This is a genomic window from Sphingomonas sp. MMS12-HWE2-04, from assembly GCF_044881185.1.
GTDB lineage: Bacteria > Pseudomonadota > Alphaproteobacteria > Sphingomonadales > Sphingomonadaceae > Sphingomonas.
In genome coordinates this window covers 2,170,220-2,185,786 of record NZ_CP173254.1, presented here as the reverse complement: position 1 = coordinate 2,185,786, position 15,567 = coordinate 2,170,220, and the positions used below count along the sequence as shown (strand labels likewise).

The following is a 15,567-nucleotide window of genomic DNA, read 5'->3' as shown; positions in this document are numbered from 1 at the left end:
GTGGGCGTCATTTATCGCGCTTAACGCCCCGATTGGGCGCGAGAGGGGGTTTTCCACATCATCGCCGCGCGCCCGGATCAGCAACGATACGACCGGGAGTTTTTGCGCGATGGCGAGCTTCAAGCGCTACGGCCTCATTCTTATGACGACTGCCGCCTCCGCGGCACTCTCCGCCTGCAACGGCGCGGACAATGTGGCCTCGCCGGGTGCCGGCAGCGTCGTCATCGTCACGCCCACGCCAACCCCGCCGAGTGCCCCGACCCCGACGCCGACTGCGCCGATCACGGCGGCCCAGTTCGCTGCAGTCACGCCCCAGGGCACCCCGGCGCTCAGCATCACTGCCGACGAGCAGTTGGCGATCGTCAACCGCGGCACCAACAATAACGTCAACGGCACCAACCAGATGACGGGCGTGTATCCGAACAGCGCAACCTCGCTGACCACGGCTGCAAACCCCGCTACGCTCGGCGCATTCTTCACCAGCACCAACTATGCCGGCGCGCTCAACGGCCCGACCGACACCGCGTTCCAGGGCTGGACCTGCAACTCGACCGCCGCGCAGTTCGGCGGCACCGGCGCAGCCTGCACCGCGGTGCCGGCAGTCGGCACCGGCGGTTCGACTGCGGTCTGCCCGACCGGTACCATCGATGATGGCTTGGTCCAGACGTTCCGCGCCTGCCGTATCCCGACGGCGGTTGCCACCGACCTGACGCTGCCGAAGATTGCTGGCGTGTTCTATCGCCTGCGCGGCCAGACCGAAGTCGGCACCGATCTCGGCGCGACCGGCGGTGCGGGCGTGACGCTGACCATCGAGCCGGGCGTGGTCATCGCCGCCAACTCGACCGAAGCGAGCAACGACCTGCTGCTCGTCAACCGCGGCTCGAAGATCCAGGCAGTCGGCACGCTGGCCGCTCCGATCATCTTCACGTCGCAGCAGAACCTCGCCAACAACGGCGTCAGCGACGCAACTCAGGGTCAGTGGGGCGGCATCATCCTGCTCGGCCGCTCGACCACCGCGGTCTGCGCTACCGGCACCGGCGGTGCCAGCGGCACACCTTGCCAGCAGGCGATCGAAGGCGTGACCGGGCGCTTCTACGGCGGCAACGCCGAAGCCGACAGCAGCGGCCAGATGTCGTATGTCCAGATCCGCTACAGCGGCATCGCCATCTCCGACGGCAACGAGCTGCAGGGCCTGACCCTGGGCGCGACCGGCTCGGGCACGGTGCTGGATCACATCCAGAGCCACAATTCGGCGGATGACGGCATCGAGATCTTCGGTGGCACCACGAACATCAAGTACATCGCGGTCACCGGCGCCGACGACGACGGCTTCGACGTCGACAATGGCTGGCGCGGTTTCATCCAGTTCATGATCGCCGCCCAGAAGGTCAACGGCGCCACCGCCAACTCGTTCTCGACCGAGATCGACTCGAACGGTGCCGAAGATCTGCTGCCGCGCACCTGGGGTCGCTATGCGAACTTCACCTTCATCCAGACGGCGATCGCGCCGGCAGCCATCCGCCTGCGCGGCGGTGCCGACATGACTTTCGTCAATGGTGTCGTGAAGTCGCCGACCGGCGTCGCCTGCACCAACTTCATCGCTGGCGAAAAGAGTGCAGCGGACCGCTCGACGATCCGCGAAGCCGATGCCTCGATCCAGGACCAGGGCCCGCCGGTGTTCAACTCGGTCTACTTCAGCTGCAACGGCCGCTGAGGCGAACCGATCTGAAGCAACCATGCCGGGGCGGCGCCAGCCGCCGCCCCGGCATCGCACGTACTTTCACGACTGGATGACACGGCCATGCAGCGACGACTTGCTTATGCCACGCTTCTTCTCCTGACGTCTCAACTCGTCTCGCCGGCCGCGCTCGCCCAGACCGCCGGCGGCACTGCTTCGCCAGCGCCAGCGGCACCGCCCCAGACCACGCCGGCCCAGACCACGCCGGCCCAGACCACGTCGGCAACGCCTGCCGACGCCCAGGATCCGCAGAGCGAGCCCGAAGTCGAAGTCTCGGCGCCCGGCATGGACGTCGGCGGCACCGAAGACATCGTCGTGATCGGCCGTCACATCCCCAACGTCGTCCGCGCGACGCCGCAGATCGTCTCGGTATTGTCGACCGAGGACATCGCCCGGACCGGCGAAGGCGACATCGCCGGCGCGCTCACCCGCGTCACCGGCCTCAGCGTCGTCGGCGGCGGCTTCGTCTATGTCCGCGGCCTTGGCGATCGCTATTCCTCGTCGCTGCTCAACGGCTCGCCCTTGCCGAGCCCCGAGCCGCTGCGCCGCTCGGTCCCGCTCGACATCTTCCCGACCACGATCGTGGGTTCGGCGCTCGTCCAGAAGACCTATTCGGTCAACTATCCCGGCGAGTTCGGCGGCGGCGTCATCAACCTCACCACCAAGGCGATCCCGGCCAAGAACTTCGTCACCGTCGGCGGTTCGATCTCGGCCGACGACGCGACGACGAGCGAGCTCGGCTATACCTATTATGGCGGCGACACCGATTGGCTCGGTTTCGATGACGGCACGCGCAAGGTGCCCGACTTCATCCGCAACGCGCCCGGTGGCTCGGGCACCATTCCTGCCGCGCAGGTGCTTCAGCTTTCCAACGCCTCGACCACGCTGCTCCAGCGCAACAACCAGCTGCCCGCGAACTGGTCGGCGGAACTGAGCACGGGCTCGGTGATCGACATCGGCAGCGACAAGCTCGGCCTGATCACGTCGGTGGGGTACAGCAACACCTTCCGGACGCGCTCGATCCTGCAGCAGGACAGCGTCACCGATACCGGTGCGGTCCGCAACGACTTCCACACCTTGCTCACAGACAATCGCATCGTCGGCAACGCCCTGATCGGCCTGGGCTATGAGTTCGGCGAGAACACCATTCGCTGGACAAACGTCTATATCCGCGACGTGCTCAAGCAGGCGCGCGGCTCGGCGGCGGAAGTCTACAACAATTCCAGCGGCCTGCGCTTCCAGCAGAACACCAACTGGTTCCAGCGCGAGTTGTTCGAAAGTCAGCTCGTCGGCGAGTTCCATCTCTCCGATGCGCTCGGCCTGGATGTCCGCGGTGCCTATGCCAATTCGAAGCGCAAGGCGCCGTATGAGCGCCAGTTCGACTATCTCTGCTCGAATCAGACGACCACCGGCGCGCCGATCAGCTATGACGGCGGCAATGGTGCCACCGGCTTCCAGTGCAACGGCGCCTATCAGGTCACCCAGCGCTTTTCGCCGTTCGCTTCGATCATCTTTTCGGATCTGAACGAGAATCTGTGGACCGGGCAGGCGGACCTCACCTACAAGATTCCCGATGTCGCGACGCTGTCCGCGGGCTATTATTATTCGGATACGTCGCGCTTCTCGCAGCGTCTCCAGTTCAACTACCAGACCAGTGCCGGTGGTGGCACTTCGGTGGGCTATCCCTATAATCTGCTGCGTCCGGATTATCTGCTGAGCCCGGACGTCGTGAACAATGCCTGCCCGCAAGTCGGCGTCGGCGCATGCACGATCGAGCTGCAGTTCAACACGCCGCTCGGCGCCTATGCCTATGACGCCAAATTGCGCATCAATGCCGGCTATCTCCAGGCCGAGACCGAGGCGCTCGATGGCCTGCGCGCCGTGGTCGGCGTGCGCTACGAAAAGGGCGAGCAGAGCGTCACGCCGATCGGCACTGCGACGACGAAGCTGAACAATGATTATTTCCTGCCGGCAGCGACGCTGACCTGGAACTTCGCCGAGGACATGCAGCTGCGCGCCAGCGTATCGAAGACGATCTCGCGCCCGCAGTTCCGCGAACTCGCGCCGCAGCAGTTCCGCGATCCGGATTCGGATCGCCTGTTCTTCGGCAATCCGCTGCTCCAGGATTCGAAGCTCCTCAACCTCGAGGCGCGCTTCGAATATTTCTATGCGCGCGATCAGCGCTTCACGCTGGCCGGCTTCTACAAGAAGATCGATAATCCGATCGAGCAGGTCGGCTTCTACACCGGCGCCGATGATCGCCTCCAGACCGGCTTCACCAACCTGCCCAAGGCGACGCTGTACGGCGGAGAAGTCGAGCTGCAGAAATATGTGCGTCTCAATGGCCTGGGCGGCGATTTCTTCGCAACGCGCCGCGCCGTGGTGATCGCCAACTACACCTACACCCATTCGTCGATCACTGCCGACGATACCTGCGTGCCGAACGTGCTCAACCAGACGCTGTCAGGCTGCGCTGCCGGCTTCGGCCCGGCCAGCCTGCAGTTCCGCGACGGCGCGCCGCTTACCGGCCAGTCGGACCATCTGGTCAATCTGCAGCTCGGCATCGAGGATACCGATCGCCTGTCGCAGCTGACCTTCCTGTTCAACTATGCCAGCGACCGCGTGACCAATCGCGGACCGTCGCTGTTATCGGGCAACGGCTTCCAGCCCGACATCATCGAGCATCCGGGGATCCGCTTCGACATCGTTGCGCGCCAGGGCTTCGAGATCGGTGGTGGCCAGTTCGAGCTCAAGCTCGAGGGGCGCAACCTGACGCGGACGCGCTTCAATGAAAACCAAACCTTCGACAACGGCAACGTGGTGTACATCAACCGCTACAATGTCGGCCGCGTCTTCACGCTCGGCGTGAGCACGACCTTCTAATCATCGCAGCCGCTTGGCTGAGACGGGCTCCGGGGCATGCCGCGGAGCCCGTTCTCGTCAGATCCAGGGACGTTCGCGAAACCACTGGGTGATGACGTATTTGGTGCCGGCGCGCACCTTCATCGCATGGTGCAGCGTCGACGGATTGGGCGTGCCGTTCGGGCGCAGATTGTTCCAAGCGAGCAGCTTGCCCGTTTCGGGCTGGACGATCTTGTCGATTGCCTTGAAGCGCGTCGCGCCGCCGGCTTCGACCTGGTTGAGATAAAGCATCACCGTCCAGGTGCGATTGCCCGCCACGCTGCAATATTGGGCATAGTCCTGGCCGCTCGGCTCGAAATAGTCGGTATGCGCCTTGAACTCCTGGCCGACGGCGTAACGCTGGCCCTGCATCGGCTCGCCATGGGTGGGATCGATGCCGGTGAGCGCGACGATGCTGCGCTTGAGTTCGACGACCAGCGGCTCCGCTGAATCGAGATCGCATGTCTCGCTGGTGCGAAACGCATAGTCGCCATTGGCGTCGGCGATCGTCGAAGGCCGGCGCTTGCTATCGATCTGTGCCATCAACTGACGGCATGCCTCTGCATCGATGAAGTTCTTGACGATGAACATCGCCACTTTCGGGCTCGGCACGCGCTGGACGCCGGACTGGCGCAGTATGTGCTCGACAATGGGTTCGGACGGGTGCCCCGAACCGAAATTGGGAGGCGACGAAAGGCCATCGACAGCGGAGTTCTGCATGGCCCGCTTTTGCCAAATCGGCGCCGGGGATGCCAGCCCGATACCTTTCGGAAACGGTCGACTCTCGAGCGTCACAAAAGCGCAAGACGCACGTCATAGGGAAGGGCGCCACACAGGGGTGCGTACCGGATGCAGCGACACGCAGAGACCGCGCTCGACGATGCTGGCGAAACAGGCCTCGACATGGCGCCGCAGCTCCGCCGCGCGGTGGCGCGGGCCTGGGTCCGGCCTTCCGGCCTCATCATCGCGGCGGGGGCGGGCGCGGACGAGACCGCGGCTGCGTTGCAACGCGAATCGGGTGCCGAAGATGCAGGGCTCGTCGAAACGCGCGGTGCGCTTGGCGAAGCGATCGAGGCGGCGGAAATTGGTCAAGTCGTCGCGGTGACCAGCGGCGCTGACGCGGTGGGCACGATTGTCGCGCTCCGCCGAACCGCGCCGGACCGATTTGCGCTGGCCGCGTCGCTGCGTCTCGTCATTGCCCAGCGCCCGGCGGCACGATTATGTGCAGCGTGCCGCGAGCCGGTTCAGGCGTACGGCTCGGCCTCGGCGCTGCTCGGACTCGATCCCGGCGCGATCCTGTGGAAGGCCGAGGGCTGCGACGCCTGCTACGGCAGCGGCGAGACAGGGTCGGTGTGCGTGTTCGAGGGCGTCGAGATCGACGCCGCGATGCGCCGGCTGATCTATGATGGCGCCGACGCACCGCTGCTCGCGCGCCACGCCTATCTGAGCGCCCCCAATCTCGCCGCCGCCGCGCGTGCATTGGCGCGGCAGGGCGTGATCGCCCCGGAAGAGGCCGTGCGCATTTCGCGTGGATAATCGTCAGCAATCATCTTGCGCTCGCTCGCAGGCCCCGCTAAGCGCGCCTTCTTCGCGGCGACCGTAGTTCAATTGGTTAGAGCGTCGGCTTGTGATGCCGGAAGTTGCGGGTTCAAGTCCCGTCGGTCGCCCCATATTCTTCCCTAGAAGCGGACCACAGAGTGTTGATCGACTGGGGCTTTCCCGATTTCGACGACCATGAAGGCGTCTACCTGTTCACCGACCGTGCAAGCGGGCTGAGCGCGATCATCGCGGTTCACTCTACGGCGCTCGGGCCGGCGGCAGGCGGCGTACGCTTCTGGAACTACGCCAATTCGGACGCGGCGATCACCGATGCGCTGCGGCTCTCGCGGGGCATGAGCTACAAGAACGCGATGGCCAACCTGCCGCTGGGCGGCGGCAAGGGCGTGATACTCGCCGCCGAGCCGGGCGCGACGGTGACCGATGCGCAGCTCGAAGCCTTTGGTCGCGCGGTCGAATCGCTGGTCGGCAAATACGTCACCGCCGAGGATGTCGGCATGTCCGAGGCGCGGATGAAGGTGGTCGCCACCCAGACGCGCCATGTCTCGGGCCTGCCGGTTGCAGCCGGCGGGGCGGGCGGCGATCCGGGGCCGGTGACCGCGCGCGGCGTCTATCTGGGCGTCAAGGCGGCGGCGAAGCGCGGGCTGGGTGCCGATACGATGCGCGGCGTGCGCGTCGCGATCCAGGGCGTCGGATCGGTGGGCGGCGGCGTTGCCAGGCTGCTCGCGGCCGATGGCGCCGTGCTGACGCTGGCCGATGTCAATGCCGAACGGGCCAAGACGCTGGCCGCCGAGCTGGGCGCCGAAGCCGTCGACGCGAGTGCGATCCTGACGCACGACGCCGACTTGTTCAGCCCCAACGCACTGGGCGCGATCCTGACCGAAGCCTCGATCCCGCAGATCAAGGCCAAGGTCGTCGCCGGCGGCGCGAACAACCAGCTCGCCACCCGCGCGGACGGCCAGCGGCTGCACGACCGCGGCATCCTCTATGCGCCTGATTACGTCATCAACGCGGGCGGAATCATCAATGTCGGCCTCGAATATCTGGGGCAGGGCAACATGGCCGAGGTCCAGGCACGCGTCGACAAGATCCCCGAGCGGCTGATCGAAGTGTGGGACGAGAGCGCGCGCACTGGCGATCCCGAGAGCGAGGTCGCTGACCGTATCGCGCAGCGGCTGATCGGCCGGGCCTGATTCGCGGCGCCGCTGCGGAGCAGCCATGCGCACGAGGCTGAGCATCTGCCGCAGCAAGCGGGCCTATGGCTCCGAAACCGACGCGCTCGACGCCATCCGCCGAGCGGACGTGGTGCTGCGCTTCTATCGCTGTGACCGGTGCGGACGGTTTCATCTCACTGGACGAACCAAGGGCAAGCGGGTGATCTGATCTCCTGGTGCAGGGGGACCGGGAAAAATCGTCCGCCATGTCACATCCATTGCACCAATCTCGTCATGCTTCCTGTAACCCCAACAGGAGACCGACCATGACCCAACGCCTCGACCCCTTCGCCGCCGCGCCCGCCCCGATGAAGGCGTGGCTCGACATGTCGATGAAGATCGCCCCGGCGATCGAGCCCGACCTGCTCGAACTGGTCAAGATCCGCGCCTCACAGATCAACGGCTGCGCCAATTGCCTCAACATGCACACTGCCGAGGCGCGCAAGGCCGGCGAGAGCGAGCAGCGGCTGCACGTGCTCGCCGCCTGGCACGAAGCGCCCTTCTATTCGGAGCGCGAGCGCGCCGCGCTGGCCTGGACCGAAGCGCTGACTCTGGTATCCACCGCACGGGCGCCCCAGGCGCTGTACGATGCGCTGGCCGCGCAGTTCACGCCGGAGGAGCAGGTGCAGCTCACGCTGATGATCAACGCGATCAACGGGTGGAACCGGATCGCCGTGGCGTTCGACCTGTTCTATACCGACAAGCCGGCGGCCGCCGCGGCATGAGCGAGGGCGCGGCCGCATCGTTCGATCCGCTGCGGCCGCGGCTGGCGCGCATCGCCTATCGCATGCTGGGCTCGGTCGCCGATGCCGAGGACGTGGTGCAGGACGCGTTCCTGCGCTGGCTGGGCACCGATCGCGCCGCGGTGCGCGAGCCCGAGGCATTTCTGCGCCGTGTCGTCACCCGGCTGTGCCTCGACCAGCTGAAGTCGGCGCGGGCGCGGCGCGAGACCTATGTCGGGCCGTGGCTGCCCGAGCCGGTGGTCGAGCCCGAGGATGGCGAACCCGACGACGTCACGCTGCCGCTGATGCTCGCGCTCGAGCGCCTCTCGCCGCTGGAGCGCGCGGCGTTCCTGCTCCACGACGTGTTCGGCCTGGGCTTTGACGAAATCGCCGAGACAATCGGCCGCGACCCCGCCGCGACCCGCCAGCTCGCCAGCCGGGCGCGCACGCATGTCCGCGCCGAGCGGCCGCGCTTTGACATGCCCAAAGAGAAGGGGACGGCGATCGCCCAGGCGTTTTTCGCCGCCTCGCGCAGCGGCGACATGGGCGCACTGCGCGGGCTGCTTGCCGCCGATGTGTCGCTCTATTCGGATGGCGGCGGCAAGGTGAAGGCCGGGCTCAAGCCGATCCACGGGGTGGAGGACATGATCAAGCTGCATAGCTCGCTCGCCCGCTTCTTCGCGCAGGAGATGTCGCGGGTGGTGCGCTTCGGCCTGATCAACGGCCTGCCGGGTTTCTTGACGATCGAGCCGGGCGGGCTGCTCCAGACCACTGCGCTGGCGATCGAGGACGGCAAGGTGCGCGGCATCTATGTGATGCGCAATCCCGACAAGCTGGGGCATCTTGGCGTGGTGCATTGACATAGCGCCCCTCCCTGCCTGCAGGGAGGGGTAAGGGGGTGGGTGCGCGCGTCTGCGCGCTCAAGAGAGTCATCTGCGGGATCGCCGACGCGTCTGGCGGGCATGGAGCCCAGCCAGCCGCCGCCCAACCCCAACCTCTCCCTTGTCGGGAGGGGAATGGTTTAGGCCCCGTCGCTAATAGACCTCGATCATGCCGGACCCGTGCGCGCGATCGAGCGTTGCGCAAGCATAACGAGAACGGTCGCACGACGATTTTCGAAGAGGGAGAAGAGGGTATGAAGCGTTTGACGATCGTTATTCCCGCCATTGCTATGCTGGCGGCCTGCAATTCCAAGCCGAGCGTGCACGCCGAGAATGCCTCGGTGGAGGAAGTGGCGGCGGCCACCAAGGATGCAGTGAAGCTCGAGCCTGGCAAATGGGCCACCACGGTGTCGATCCTCTCGGTGGAAGGCCCGGGCATCCCCGCGGCGACCGCGGCGGCGATGAAGCAGCAGATGAAGGCGACGACGGTCGAGACCTGCCTCACGCCCGAACAGGCCGCCAAGCCGCCTCAGGACATGCTGGGTGCCGCCAAGAACTGCACCTATGAGAAGTTCGAAATGCGCGGCGGCAAGATGAGCGGGACCTTGGTCTGCAAGAACGCGCCGGGAATGACCGTGGGCGAAATGCGCGCATCGATGAGCGGCACGTTCGCCAGCGACAAATACGACATGATCAGCGAGGCGACGATGATGATGCCCGCGATGCCCGGCGGCCCGAGCAGCGGCGGCAAGGTTACCACCAAGACGCAGGTTACCGGCAAGCGCGTCGGCGCTTGCGATGCTGCGACGAAGGCTGGGTGAGGGGTTGCCTCGTGTTTACTGGTTCTTCGGTCGGTTTATGCCACTAAAGACACGTTGCTTACGGTGAAATTCGCGTACAATCCTCTTTTTCGGGGGATCTATGAGCTTCTATTGCCCGCACTGCGGAATCGCGCAGATCATCACTGATAAGGCATTTAGCCGCTTCGCGAACACTGTGCACGTCGGCAAGTTCGCAGAGATGGTGCCACCTGATAAGGCGGAACACCTGCATGTATCAGGGACGGTTGTTAGCTGTGCGAATCCAGCATGTATGCGCCTTACAGTAGATGTGGCGCTCAGTAGCGGCCGCTACGTAGGCGGTTACGCCAAGTTCATTGAAGACTCCACATTTGTCTCTAAGCGCCTTTATCCGGGGGCGGTTGGCAAGCCATTTCCCGACCACGTTCCAGCACCAATGTTTGAGGATTATCAGGAGGCTTGGTCGATCATTGAACTCAGCCCGAAGTCGTCCGCCACCCTCGCCCGGCGGTGCCTGCAGGGGATGATCCGGGACTTCTGCGGCATAAAGAAGCGCACCCTTTATGATGAGATCGAGGCACTGCGACTGTTGGCGAATGAGGATAGGCTTCCGCGCGGCGTGGACGCAGACACGATCGAGGCGATGCTCGCGCTCAAAGATGTGGGTAATATTGGTGCACATATGAGCGAGATCGACGGCGTAGTTCTAGAGGTTGATCCGGGCGAGGCTCAAAAGCTGTTGAGTTTGATCGAGATGCTCTTTGCCGACTGGTATGTAGCTCGAGGGAAGCGCGCAGAGCGCATTGCTGCTGTGTTGAAGGTCGCCGGCGCCAAGAAGCCGAAGTCGATATCCGGGGATTCAACCCATAGAGAGGACAAAGCAGAAGGCTGATGACGGGCAACCCACCCAGGCGCCATCATTACATCCCGGAATTCTACCAACGCAAATGGGCCGGTGAGGACAGGCGGGTGGAACGATACGAGCGCATCAACGGTGTCGTGGTTCGGCGACGTGTGTTCCCTAGCGCAGCCGGATTTCGAGAGGACTTATACCGGCATCCACGGGCAGAAATGGATGAATGGAACGCACAGGCGCTGGAGTGGGCCGTTTTCAAAATAATTGACGAAAAAGGCGCGCGAGCGCTGGAAGCGTTAGTATCGGATCCTATGGCGCTCCGCGATAATATTGTGCGCAATGACTGGGCTGTGTTTTTGAGAACCATGTTGCTTCGCACCCCATATCAGATGACCGGGACAATGGCCTCACTGGAGCAAATCTGGCGCGACACCGAAGTATCCGAAAAATACGCCGCAATGCGCAAGCCGGGGATGCCTGAGACGGCCACAGAATTTCTCGAAATGCTGAATCCGCATGAGGCCAAAGAGAGCGCGTTTCGCATGTTCGCAGATGGGTTAGGCAGTGACCGGACAATTCGTCACATCATCAAACTACCTTGGCGAATATTCGACTGCTCGACAGCAGACCATCGGCTCCTGCTATCAGACCATCCTGTCGTTCTGGTGCCACTCAAGACAGACGATGGTCACATTGCAATGCCACTTAGTCCTACGAAATTCTTGGTGGCTGCGACGAGCGACCGCACAAAAGCGATGGCCGACACTCTTCGACCAAAGTCAGCAGTTCGGGTAATGAACAAGCTCGCTGTCCAGCGTGCTCAGCACTGTGTGATTGCCCGTGATCAGGCACAGGACTTATTTATCCGAAAGCACTTCGGGGCCCATCAGATCCCGCCGTTTTTGGCGCCGAGCAAGCTTTGAACGAGTTGCCAGCGTCCGAAAGCAGGAATGCGAGGCAACGGGATCGCCCATTCCGAGCGCGAGCATTTACGCTTTGGTCGAGCTTCCGAAGTCGCCAGCCTTTACGTTCGCAATGCGTTGAAAAGTCGTTCGCTCCACATTGGCGCGAATGAAGGTAAACCGAGACTCTACCTCCTTTTGATCCCAGACATAAATTCCGCCCCCAAACCCGGCTAACCCCTGTTCCGTGGCTACCCTGCACGCCCTTGCCAATCCCGCGCGCTTCCTCAAGCTGGCGCGGCCGCTGACGCCGGTTTTGTTCTGGGCGGGGGTGGCGCTGGCGGCGTTCGGGGCGTGGGCCGGGCTGACGCTGACGCCGCCGGACTATCTCCAGAAGGAGAGCGTACGCATCCTCTACATCCATGTGCCTACCGCCTGGCTGGGCATGGGCGGGTGGAGCGGGGTGGCGATCGCCAGCCTGGTCTATCTGGTGTGGCGGCATCCGCTGGCGAGCATCGCCGCGCGGGCGATCGCGCCGGCGGGGGCGGTGTTCGCGGCGCTCTGCCTGATCACCGGATCGATCTGGGGGCGGCCGACCTGGGGCACCTGGTGGGAATGGGACGGGCGGCTGACCTCGATGCTGCTGCTGTTCTTCGTCTACATCGCCTATATGGCGCTGGCGCGGGCCGATGCCGAGCGCGGCGGCGACGGGCGGGTGCCGGCGCTGTTCGGGATCGCCGGTTCGGTGCTGCTGCCGATCGTGCGCTATTCGGTGGTGTGGTGGAACACGCTGCACCAGGGGCAGAGCATCGGGCTGACCAGCTCGTCGATCGACCGATCGATGCTGTGGCCGCTGTTCTTCACGCTGGCCGGATTCAGCCTGGTCTTTGCCGGGGTGGTGCTGATGCGGATGCGCGCGGCACTGGCGACGCAGAAGCTCGAGGCGCGGCTGCGCCGGATGGCGAGCCAATGAACCATTGGGCGTTCGTGATGGCTGCCTATGGCGTGACCGTGGCGGGAACGGCGGGGCTGGCGCTGCTGAGCTGGCGCGCGATGCGTCGCGCCGAGGCCGCAGTAAAAGATCTGCGGCGCGACGCATGAAGCCCAAACAGCAACGGCTGGTGCTCGGGCTGCTCGCGCTCGCCGCGATCGTGGGGGCAGGGCTGCTCGCACTCTCGGCGCTCAAGGACCAGGCGGCGTTCTTCTATGCGCCCGGCGACGTGGCGGGGAAGCCGGTGCCGGTCGGCAAGGCGGTGCGGCTCGGCGGGATGGTCGCGAAGGGATCGCTGGTGCGGCGCGCCGACGGAGTCTCGGTCGATTTCGTGGTGACCGACGGGGTGGCCAAGGTGCCGGTGCATTTCCGCGGCGTGACGCCCGATCTGTTTCGCGAGGAATCGGGGGTGGTCGCCGAGGGCAAGTTCGCCGCCGATCGCAGTTTCGTGGCCGACAATCTGCTCGCCAAGCATGACGAGCGCTACATGCCGCCGCAGGTGGCGGGGAAGATGCACAAGACGGATAGCCTGAAGCAATGATCGCCGAAGCCGGTCTTGCCGCGCTGTGGATCGCGGCGGCGTTCGCGCTGGTGCAGGTGCTGCTCGCCTGGGGCGCGGCGCGCGGCGCGATCGCCGGGCAGGGCGAGGCGTTGATGCGCGCGCTGCGCCAGGTGGCGACGCTGCAGGGCGCGCTGGCGCTGCTCGCGTTCGGGCTGCTGATCGCGCTGTTCGTGCGCAGCGACATGTCGGTGCTGCTCGTCGTAGAGAACAGCCATTCGCTCAAGCCGCTGCTGTACAAGATCGCCGGCGCCTGGGGGAACCATGAGGGCTCGATGCTGCTCTGGGTCACCGTGCTGGCGATCTCGGGCGCAGGGGTGGCGCTGTTCGAGCGGCGGCTGGGGCCGGCGACGCTGGCCGCGACGCTGGGTGCGCAGGCGGCGATCGGACTGGGCTTCTATGCCTTTCTGGCCTTTGCCTCGAACCCGTTCGTGCGAGTTCGATCCGCCGGCGGCGGACGGGCGCGGGCTCAATCCGCTGCTCCAGGATCCCGGCCTCGCCTTCCACCCGCCGACGCTCTATCTCGGCTATGTCGGGCTCTCGATCGCGTTCAGCTTCGCGGTGGGGGCGCTGCTGACGCGCGATGTCGGCCCGGCATTTGCGCGGGCGATGCGGCCCTGGGTGCTGGGGGCGTGGATCTTCCTGACGCTGGGGATCACTGCGGGCAGCTATTGGGCCTATTACGAGCTCGGCTGGGGCGGCTGGTGGTTCTGGGACCCGGTGGAGAATGCCTCGCTGATGCCGTGGCTGGCGGCGACGGCGCTGCTCCATTCGGTCAACGTGCTGGCGGCGCGCGACGGGCTGCGCGCCTGGACGCTGATGCTCGCGGTGGTGGCGTTCTCGATGTCGATGATCGGCACCTTCCTGGTGCGATCGGGGATCCTGATCAGCGTCCATGCCTTTGCGGTAGACCCGACTCGCGGCACCTTCATCCTCGCGCTGCTGGGGCTCTATATCGGCGGCGCGCTGGCGCTGTTCGGCGCACGGGTGGGGACGGTGACGCAGGGCACGACCTTTGCGCTGGTCAGCCGCGAAGGCGCGCTGGTGCTCAACAATCTGCTGCTCTCGGTGATCCTCGGGGTGGTGTTCCTCGGCACGCTCTATCCGCTGGTCGCCCAGGCGGCGGGGGTGCAGCTGTCGATCGGCGCCCCCTTCTTCAACAAGGCGATCGCCCCAGTGGCGCTGGCGCTGGTCGCGGCGGCGGCGGCCGGGCCCTTGCTGCGCTGGCGGCGCGACAATTGGAACGCGCTGGCCGGCAAGCTGCTGGTCCCCGCCGGAGCGGCAGGGCTGGTGTTCGCGCTGATCTTTGCGCTGTCGGGCGGCGCGCATTTCGTGCCGGTGCTGGCGATCGGGCTCGCGGCGGGGCTGGCGGTGGCGAGCGTCCAGCCGCTGATCCGGCGCAACCTCAAGCGCACGCCGCTGCACATCTATGGCATGGTCATCGCGCATCTCGGCGTGGCGGTGAGCCTGGCGGGGATGGCGGCGGACAGCGCGTTCAAGCTCGAACGGCTGGCGGCGGTGAGCATCGGCGACAATGTGACGATCGGGCCGTTCCGCGCGACGCTGGTCGAGGTGCGGCCGGTGGTCGGGCCCAACTGGTCGGCGCTGGAGGCGAAGCTGCGCGTCTCGCGCGGCGGCGGCGATGCGTTCGACATGCTGCCCCAGTCGCGCTTCTTCGCGACGCCGCCGACGACGACCAACGAGGCCGCGATCTCGACGATGGTCGACGGTCAGCTCTACACCGTGCTGGGGCAGGGCGACGCGCAGGGACGCTGGCAGCTGCGGCTGTGGTGGAAGCCGTTCGTCACGCTGATCTGGCTGGGCGGCGGGCTGATCGCGCTGGGCGGACTGCTGGCGCTCGCCGGACGGCTGCGCCACGCGCGGCGCGATGCCGATGCGGAGGCTTACGCATGAGGCGGGTGTTGCTCTGGGGGCCGCTGGTGCTGTTCGCGATCGTCTTTGCGGTGGTGGCAGGCGGGCTGATCAAGCCGGGCGACCGGATGGTGCGTTCGGCGATGGTCGGCAAGCCGCTGCCCGCGCTCAACCTGCCCGCGCTGCTTCCCGGCCGCCCGGGCATCGCGGCGGCGGATTTTGGCAAGGGCAAGCCGCGGCTGCTCAATATCTTTGCAAGCTGGTGCATCCCGTGCGTCGCCGAGGCGCCGCAACTGCTCAGGCTCAAGGCGGCGGGTGCGCGGATCGACGCGATTGCGATCCGCGACACACCCGACGCAGTGCAAGGCTTCCTTGCCCAGAATGGCGATCCCTACGCCGCGATCGGTGACGATAAGGCGAGCGCGGCGCAGCTCGCGCTGGGCTCGTCGGGCGTGCCCGAGACCTTCGTGATCGATGCCCGCGGCAAGATCGCCTACCAGCATATCGGCGACATCCGCGACGACGACGTGCCCAGGCTGCTCGCCGAGCTGGAGAAGGCGAAGTGAGGTGCGTC

Annotated in this window: 15 protein-coding genes, 1 tRNA gene and 1 pseudogene; 16 read left to right on the top strand and 1 reads right to left on the bottom strand. The window is 65.5% G+C overall.

All coding sequences use genetic code 11. The annotated features are described in order from the left end of the window. Positions 1-109 precede the first annotated feature (109 nt). Positions 110-1,714, top strand: coding sequence for a hypothetical protein (locus tag AB2M62_RS10020; RefSeq protein WP_404333398.1), 1,605 nt, complete (start codon positions 110-112; stop codon positions 1,712-1,714). An 87-nt stretch (positions 1,715-1,801) separates the two neighbouring features. Then, positions 1,802-4,621, top strand: a complete 2,820-nt coding sequence (locus AB2M62_RS10015; protein WP_404333397.1) for a TonB-dependent receptor domain-containing protein — start codon at positions 1,802-1,804, stop codon at positions 4,619-4,621. A gap of 57 nt (positions 4,622-4,678) precedes the next feature. Here AB2M62_RS10015 and AB2M62_RS10010 read toward each other — a convergent pair whose 3' ends face one another. Continuing rightward, the gene (locus AB2M62_RS10010; protein WP_404333396.1) at positions 4,679-5,359 is read right to left on the bottom strand and encodes a prolyl hydroxylase family protein; all 681 of its coding nucleotides are present in this window, start codon (positions 5,357-5,359) and stop codon (positions 4,679-4,681) included. 129 nt (positions 5,360-5,488) lie between these two features. On the opposite strand from AB2M62_RS10010, the gene AB2M62_RS10005 reads away from it, so the two are divergent. The 14 genes and pseudogenes from AB2M62_RS10005 to AB2M62_RS09940 all read left to right on the top strand — a co-directional run bounded on the left by AB2M62_RS10005 (position 5,489) and on the right by AB2M62_RS09940 (position 15,559). Then, positions 5,489-6,175, top strand: coding sequence for a hypothetical protein (locus AB2M62_RS10005; protein WP_404333395.1), 687 nt, complete (start codon positions 5,489-5,491; stop codon positions 6,173-6,175). A 57-nt stretch (positions 6,176-6,232) separates the two neighbouring features. Next, positions 6,233-6,309, top strand: a tRNA-His gene (locus AB2M62_RS10000). 27 nt (positions 6,310-6,336) lie between these two features. Beyond that, on the top strand, positions 6,337-7,389 hold the full coding sequence (locus tag AB2M62_RS09995; RefSeq protein WP_404333394.1) for a Leu/Phe/Val dehydrogenase: 1,053 nt from the start codon (positions 6,337-6,339) through the stop codon (positions 7,387-7,389). 25 nt (positions 7,390-7,414) lie between these two features. Continuing rightward, positions 7,415-7,579: a hypothetical protein gene (locus AB2M62_RS09990; protein ID WP_404333393.1), complete on the top strand. Its 165-nt coding sequence runs from the start codon at positions 7,415-7,417 to the stop codon at positions 7,577-7,579. Positions 7,580-7,676: 97 nt separating this feature from the next. After that, entirely contained in the window at positions 7,677-8,135 is a 459-nt protein-coding gene (locus AB2M62_RS09985; RefSeq protein ID WP_404333392.1) for a carboxymuconolactone decarboxylase family protein, read from the top strand. Continuing rightward, the gene (locus AB2M62_RS09980) at positions 8,132-8,992 is read left to right on the top strand and encodes a sigma-70 family RNA polymerase sigma factor (RefSeq protein ID WP_404333391.1); all 861 of its coding nucleotides are present in this window, start codon (positions 8,132-8,134) and stop codon (positions 8,990-8,992) included. Before AB2M62_RS09985 ends, AB2M62_RS09980 begins: the two co-directional genes overlap by 4 nt. 275 nt (positions 8,993-9,267) lie before the next feature. After that, positions 9,268-9,834, top strand: coding sequence for a DUF3617 domain-containing protein (locus AB2M62_RS09975; protein WP_404333390.1), 567 nt, complete (start codon positions 9,268-9,270; stop codon positions 9,832-9,834). Positions 9,835-9,934: 100 nt separating this feature from the next. Continuing rightward, positions 9,935-10,705 (top strand): DUF4145 domain-containing protein, encoded by a 771-nt coding sequence (locus AB2M62_RS09970; protein WP_404333389.1) that lies wholly within the window; start codon positions 9,935-9,937, stop codon positions 10,703-10,705. Then, positions 10,705-11,592, top strand: a complete 888-nt coding sequence (locus tag AB2M62_RS09965; RefSeq protein ID WP_404333388.1) for a DUF4238 domain-containing protein — start codon at positions 10,705-10,707, stop codon at positions 11,590-11,592. Before AB2M62_RS09970 ends, AB2M62_RS09965 begins: the two co-directional genes overlap by 1 nt. 226 nt (positions 11,593-11,818) lie before the next feature. After that, positions 11,819-12,544, top strand: coding sequence for a heme ABC transporter permease CcmC (ccmC, locus tag AB2M62_RS09960; RefSeq protein ID WP_404333387.1), 726 nt, complete (start codon positions 11,819-11,821; stop codon positions 12,542-12,544). Further along, positions 12,541-12,672, top strand: coding sequence for a heme exporter protein CcmD (locus AB2M62_RS09955; RefSeq protein WP_404333386.1), 132 nt, complete (start codon positions 12,541-12,543; stop codon positions 12,670-12,672). The genes ccmC and AB2M62_RS09955 overlap by 4 nt, the downstream gene beginning before the upstream one ends. Further along, positions 12,669-13,103 (top strand): cytochrome c maturation protein CcmE, encoded by a 435-nt coding sequence (gene ccmE, locus AB2M62_RS09950; protein WP_404333385.1) that lies wholly within the window; start codon positions 12,669-12,671, stop codon positions 13,101-13,103. Before AB2M62_RS09955 ends, ccmE begins: the two co-directional genes overlap by 4 nt. Beyond that, a pseudogene (locus tag AB2M62_RS09945) lies at positions 13,100-15,035 on the top strand (heme lyase CcmF/NrfE family subunit). Before ccmE ends, AB2M62_RS09945 begins: the two are co-directional and overlap by 4 nt. Continuing rightward, on the top strand, positions 15,032-15,559 hold the full coding sequence (locus AB2M62_RS09940) for a redoxin family protein (RefSeq protein ID WP_404333384.1): 528 nt from the start codon (positions 15,032-15,034) through the stop codon (positions 15,557-15,559). The pseudogene AB2M62_RS09945 and the gene AB2M62_RS09940 overlap by 4 nt, the downstream one beginning before the upstream one ends. The last annotated feature ends 8 nt before the right edge of the window (positions 15,560-15,567 follow it).